Below are 5,469 nucleotides of genomic sequence, written 5' to 3'. Positions count from 1 at the left end.
CGTGTCAGAGCAGGAAGCCGCGCAGCAGCGCCTCAGAGCCCGCGAGGTGATCGCGCATGGCCGCCTCCGCGGCGTCGGGGCGTCCGGCGAGGATCGCGGCGACGATCCGCTCGTGCTGCTCGCCCGAGTGCTGGATGTTGCGCGGCATGAGGGGGAAGGTGTCGAGCCAGGCGTTGACGTCGGCCCTGTTCTCCGCGACGAGAGCCACGAGCGACGGAACTCCCGCGGCCTCGGCGATCGCGAGGTGCAGCAGCGTGTCGAGGCGGCGGTACTCGTCCGGCCCGGCCGGCAGCGCAGCCTCGTGGCGGGCCCACAGGTCGGCGCGTGTCGCGGCATCCAGCGAGCGCCCCGCCGCGGCCCGCACGGCTCCCGTCTCGAGCACGCGGCGCAGCCCCAGGACGTCGTCGATCTCGGCCTCGGTGACCGCGCCGGCATCCGAGGGCTGAGGCAGCGGATCCGCGACGAACGTGCCGCCGTATCGCCCGCGCTTGGGCACGAGGTATCCGGTGTCGGCGAGTTCGCGGATCGCCTCGCGCACGGTGTCGCGACTCACTCCGAAGGATGCCGCGAGCTCGCGCTCGGGCGGGAGTGACTCCCCCGGTGCGACCACGCCGAGACGGATGGTCTGCACGAGGCGCGCAACGGCGTCTTCCAGGGCGTTGCCTCGGCGCAGGGGCCGGTAGACCGCGCGGCGCACTCCGACGAGATCGCCGTCGGAGTGGTGCTCGCTCATGCGTCTCAGCCTGTCACAGCGACATGACCCCGCTTCACAGCGGAGTGACGTAGGCGTTGGTGATGCCGCCATCGACCACGAAGGCACTGGCGGTGATGAACGACGAGTCGTCCGACGCGAGGAAGGCCACCGCAGCCGCGAGTTCCGACGGCTCGGCGAAGCGCCCCATCGGCACGTGCACGAGGCGGCGCTGTGCACGCTCGGGGTCCTTCGCGAACAACTCCTGCAGCAGCGGGGTGTTGACCGGTCCCGGGCACAGCGCGTTCACGCGCACCCCCTGTCGAGCGAACTGCACGCCGAGCTCGCGCGACATCGCCAGCACGCCGCCCTTCGACGCCGTGTAGCTGATCTGCGACGTCGCCGACCCCAGCAGCGCCACGAACGAGGCCGTGTTGATGATCGACCCGCGACCGGCCGGCACCATGTGGCGCAGCGCCGCGCGGCTGCACAGGTACACGCTCTTGAGGTTCACGTCCTGCACCCTGTCCCAGGCGGGCAGCTCGGTCGTCTCGATCGAGTCGTCGTCGGCGGGCGAGATGCCGGCGTTGTTGAACGCGATGTCGATACGGCCGAACTCCTCCGCCACGCCGTCGAACAGCGCGTTCACCTTCGCCTCGTCGGCCACGTCGACCGGACGGAAGGCGCCGCCGACCTCCGCCGCGGCCTTCTCGCCCGTCGCAGGGTCGACGTCGGCGATGACGACGAACGCCCCTTCGGCGGCGAAGCGCTGGGCCGTGGCGAACCCGATTCCGCTCGCTCCACCCGTGATGATGGCGACGCGGTCCTTGAGACGCTGAGTCAGATCGATGGTCATGTGTGTTCTCCGTTGCTGTGAGGAAGTGGGGTCCGGCGTCGCGATCAGTCGGTCGCGAAGAAGACGTTCTTGGTCTCGGTGAAGTGCTCGGCGGCGTCGGGACCGAGCTCACGCCCGAGTCCGGATGCCTTCATGCCGCCGAACGGTGTGGCGTACCGCACCGAGGAGTGCGAGTTCACCGAGAGCACGCCGCTCTGCACCCCTCGCGAGACGCGCACGGCGCGGCCGAGATTCTCAGTCCAGATCGACCCGGCGAGACCGTAGGCGGTGTCGTTCGCCAGGCGGATCGCATCGGCCTCGTCGTCGAACGGAATCACCGCGACGACCGGGCCGAACACCTCCTGCTGCGCGATGCGGTCGGACGGGTCGGCGAGCACCACGGCCGGGGCGAACCAGAAGCCGTCGCCCTCGGGAGCACTGCCGCGGAACGCGATATCCGCGTCGTCCAGGAACCCCGCCACGGTGTCGCGGTGCGCCGCCGAGATGAGCGGTCCCATGTCGGTGTCGATGCTCGACGGGTCGCCCACCCGCCAGGCGGCGACAGCGGGCTCGAGCATCTCGAGGACGCGGTCGTACACCGATCGCTGCACCAGCAGCCGGCTCCTCGCGCAGCAGTCCTGACCCGCGTTGTCGAACACCGACCCCGGAACCGCCGCGACGGCCCTCTCGAGGTCGGCATCCGCGAAGACGATGTTGGCGCTCTTGCCGCCGAGCTCCAGCGTGACGGGCTTGAGCGCTCGGGCGCATCCGGCGGCGACCTCGATGCCGACCTCGGTCGATCCGGTGAACACGACCTTGCGGACATCAGGATGCTCGACGAGCCGCTGCCCGACGACCGAGCCCGAGCCGGTGACGACCTCGAACAGCCCTTCGGGAAGGCCCGCTTCGAGAGCGAGCTCCCCCAGACGGATGGCGGTGAGCGGGGTGAGTTCGGCGGGCTTGAGCACCACGGCGTTCCCGGCGGCGAGCGCCGGCGCGAACGCCCACGCGGCGATCGTCATGGGGAAGTTCCACGGCACGATGACCCCGACCACGCCGTAGGGGTCGTGGAAGGTGACGTCGAGTCCGCCGGCCACCGGGATCTGCCGACCCGACAGCCGTTCGGGGTCGGCCGAGTAGTAGTTGAGCACCTGGGCGACATGCCCTGCCTCCCACCGCGCGGAGCCGATCGGATGCCCGGAGTTCAGCACCTCCAGCTGCGCGAGCTCTTCGGCGGCGCCCTCGACCGTGCGAGCGAAGGCGCGGAGCGCATCGGCCCGAGCGACCGGGGCGAGCGCGGCCCATCGGCGCTGCGCCGCGACGGCGCGCGCGATGGCGGCATCCGTCTCTCCGATGTCGGCGCGTGCGACCTCGCGGATCGCCGCACCGGTCGACGGGTTGATGACTGTGAACGCGCTCATCGGGCGTCCTCCTTCCGCCGCGCGGCGAACGCGCGGGCCTGTGAGACGAGGTCGGCGAAGAGACGCCGGTCCTCGGCGTTCTCCTCGGGGTGCCATTGGACGCCGACGATGTGGCCGGCCGAGGTGTCGACGACGGCCTGCACGAGCCCGTCGTCGGAGTGCGCCGCCGCCACGAGACCGTCGCCGAGACGATCGACGCCCTGGTGGTGGTAGCTGTGCACGCGCATCTCGGTCTCGCCGATGATGTCGGCGAGCGGGGTCTCGGTCGACACCTCGACGTCGTTCTCCGCGAACACTCCCCCGCCGATGCGGTACTTCTCGGTGCCGAGCGACTCGGGCAGGTGCTGCTGCAGCGTGCCGCCGCGGGCCACGTTCACAAGCTGCAGACCACGGCAGATCGCGAGCACCGGGATGCCGCGCCGCTCCGCCGCCCGGAAGAGGGCGAGCTCCCAGGCGTCGCGGTCGACGCGGGCGGGGTCGGTGAGCGGATGCCGGTCTTCGCCGTACAGCTCGGGGGCCACATCCGCACCGCCCGAGAGCACGAGGCCGTCCATCCCCGAGATCGCCGCATCCGCGGCATCCGGATCCTGTGGAGGCAGAAGCAGCGCGACACCGCCGACCGAGATCACGCTCGTGAGGTACTGCTCGGGCAGGAAGGCCGCCCGCACATCCCACACCCCCTGCTGCGCGCGCTCCAGGTACGTCGTGACGCCGATCAGCGGCGCGGGGTCAGAGTCGCTCGAAGCCACGGATGCGCTCCCAGTCGGTGACGGCCGCGTCGTAGGCTTCCACCTCGATGCGAGCCTGGTTCAGGTAGTGCTCGACGACGTCGTCGCCGAACGCCGCGCGCGCGATGGTCGACTCGCTGAACAGCTTCGCGGCCTCGCGCAGCGTGGTCGGCAGGTGGTCGACCGCATCCTCGTAGGCGTTGCCCGTGAACCGCTCGGGCAGCGGAAGCTCGTTCTCGATGCCGTGCAGTCCACCCGCGATGATCGCCGAGATGGCGAGATACGGGTTCACATCGCCGCCGGGGACCCGGTTCTCGACACGCAGGCCCGATCCGTGGCCGACCACGCGCAGCGCGCAGGTGCGGTTGTCGATGCCCCACGCCACGCCCGTCGGGGCGAAGCTGCCCTTCGCGAAGCGCTTGTACGAGTTGATGTTCGGCGCGAACAGCAGGGTGAACTCGCGCAGGGTGGCGAGGATGCCGGCGATCCAGTGCTCCATGACGGGGCTGAAGCCGTGCTCGCCGTCGCCCGCCATCACCGGAGCACCCGACTCGTCGCGCAGCGACAGGTGGATGTGGCAGCTGTTGCCCTCGCGCTCATTGAACTTGGCCATGAACGTGAGCGACTTGCCGTGCTGCTCGGCGATCTCCTTCGCGCCGTTCTTGTAGATCGCGTGCTGGTCAGCTGTCTCGCGCACCTCGGCGTAGCGGAACGCGATCTCCTGCTGACCGAAGTTGCACTCGCCCTTCACGCCCTCGCAGTACAGGCCCGCACCGTCCATGCTGTTGCGGATGTCGCGCAGCAGCGGCTCCATGCGCGTGGAGGCGAGCAGGTTGTAGTCGACGTTGTAGTCGGTGGCGGGCGTCAATCCCTCGTACTTGCGCGCCCAGGCCTCGCGGTAGGTGTCCTCGAAGACGATGAACTCGAGCTCGGTGCCGGAGTAGGCTGTCCACCCACGCTCGGCGAGGCGCTCGCGCTGACGGTCGAGAATCGCCCGGGGCGACGGCCCCACCGCCTCGCCGTTCTCCCAGACGAGGTCGGCCATGACCAGTGCGGTGCCCTCGAGCCATGGGATGTTGCGAAGGGTCTCGACGTCGGGCTTGAGCACCATGTCGCCGTAGCCGCGATCCCAGCCCGACATCGCGTAGCCGTCGACGGTGTTCATGTCGACGTCGACCGAGAGCAGATAGTCGCACGCCTCGGCACCGTGGGCCAGGATGTCCTCCTGGAACAGCCGCGCCGACACGCGTTTACCGACCAGGCGGCCCTGCGCATCCGCGAAGGCCACGATCACGGTGTCGATCTCGCCGGCGGCGATGCCGGCATCCAGCTGTTCGATGCTCAGGTTGCCCGACATCTGACGCTCCGTTCTCCTGCGGTGAAGCGATCGGCCGACCGGCTTCGCCCTCAGAGTAGATCACCTCGACGTTTAAAGGTAGACGAAACCACCATTGACTGTCACAATCAACCGCAAGGTGCACCCGGTGCCGGCACGCATGCGAACGGAGAGCAGATGTCCCAGCAGAGCAACGAATCCCGCAAGGTCGCCGGAGCGACCTATACACGCGCCGGGAGCGAGTACTTCGAGAAACGGACCCTGAAGCGATCGGCCGGAGTGTGGGGCCTGTGGGGCCTCGCGGTCGCCGCGGTGATCTCGGGCGACTTCTCGGGCTGGAACTTTGGCATCGACTTCGCCGGGTTCGGCGGCATGCTCATCGCCTTCGTCATCCTCGTCGCGATGTACTACGGCATGATCTTCGCGATCGGCGAGATGGCCGCCGCGATGCCGCACAC

5 protein-coding genes and 1 pseudogene are annotated in these 5,469 nt (G+C 69.5%); 1 reads left to right on the top strand and 5 read right to left on the bottom strand.

All coding sequences use genetic code 11. The features are described from left to right. Positions 1 to 4: 4 nt before the first annotated feature. From RWO82_RS15000 to RWO82_RS14980, 5 genes are read right to left on the bottom strand one after another with little or no spacing between them, the layout of a single operon-like run. Entirely contained in the window at positions 5 to 733 is a 729-nt protein-coding gene (locus RWO82_RS15000; protein WP_314428330.1) for a GntR family transcriptional regulator, read from the bottom strand. A gap of 34 nt (positions 734 to 767) precedes the next feature. Continuing rightward, a complete protein-coding gene (locus RWO82_RS14995) occupies positions 768 to 1,547 on the bottom strand; it encodes a 3-oxoacyl-ACP reductase (RefSeq protein ID WP_314428329.1) in 780 nt (259 codons plus the stop codon). A gap of 44 nt (positions 1,548 to 1,591) precedes the next feature. Then, positions 1,592 to 2,947: an aldehyde dehydrogenase family protein gene (locus tag RWO82_RS14990; RefSeq protein WP_314428328.1), complete on the bottom strand. Its 1,356-nt coding sequence runs from the start codon at positions 2,945 to 2,947 to the stop codon at positions 1,592 to 1,594. After that, on the bottom strand, positions 2,944 to 3,696 hold the full coding sequence (locus RWO82_RS14985) for a gamma-glutamyl-gamma-aminobutyrate hydrolase family protein (protein WP_314428327.1): 753 nt from the start codon (positions 3,694 to 3,696) through the stop codon (positions 2,944 to 2,946). The genes RWO82_RS14990 and RWO82_RS14985 overlap by 4 nt, the downstream gene beginning before the upstream one ends. After that, a complete protein-coding gene (locus RWO82_RS14980) occupies positions 3,677 to 5,032 on the bottom strand; it encodes a glutamine synthetase family protein (protein WP_314428326.1) in 1,356 nt (451 codons plus the stop codon). Before RWO82_RS14980 ends, RWO82_RS14985 begins: the two co-directional genes overlap by 20 nt. 156 nt (positions 5,033 to 5,188) lie before the next feature. Here RWO82_RS14980 and RWO82_RS14975 point away from each other — a divergent pair. After that, positions 5,189 to 5,469: pseudogene (locus RWO82_RS14975) on the top strand (amino acid ABC transporter permease); the annotation flags it as partial.

It is taken from the genome of uncultured Microbacterium sp. (assembly GCF_963521645.1).
Taxonomy (GTDB): Bacteria; Actinomycetota; Actinomycetes; order Actinomycetales; family Microbacteriaceae; genus Microbacterium.
This window is presented reverse-complemented; position numbering and strand designations above follow the sequence as displayed.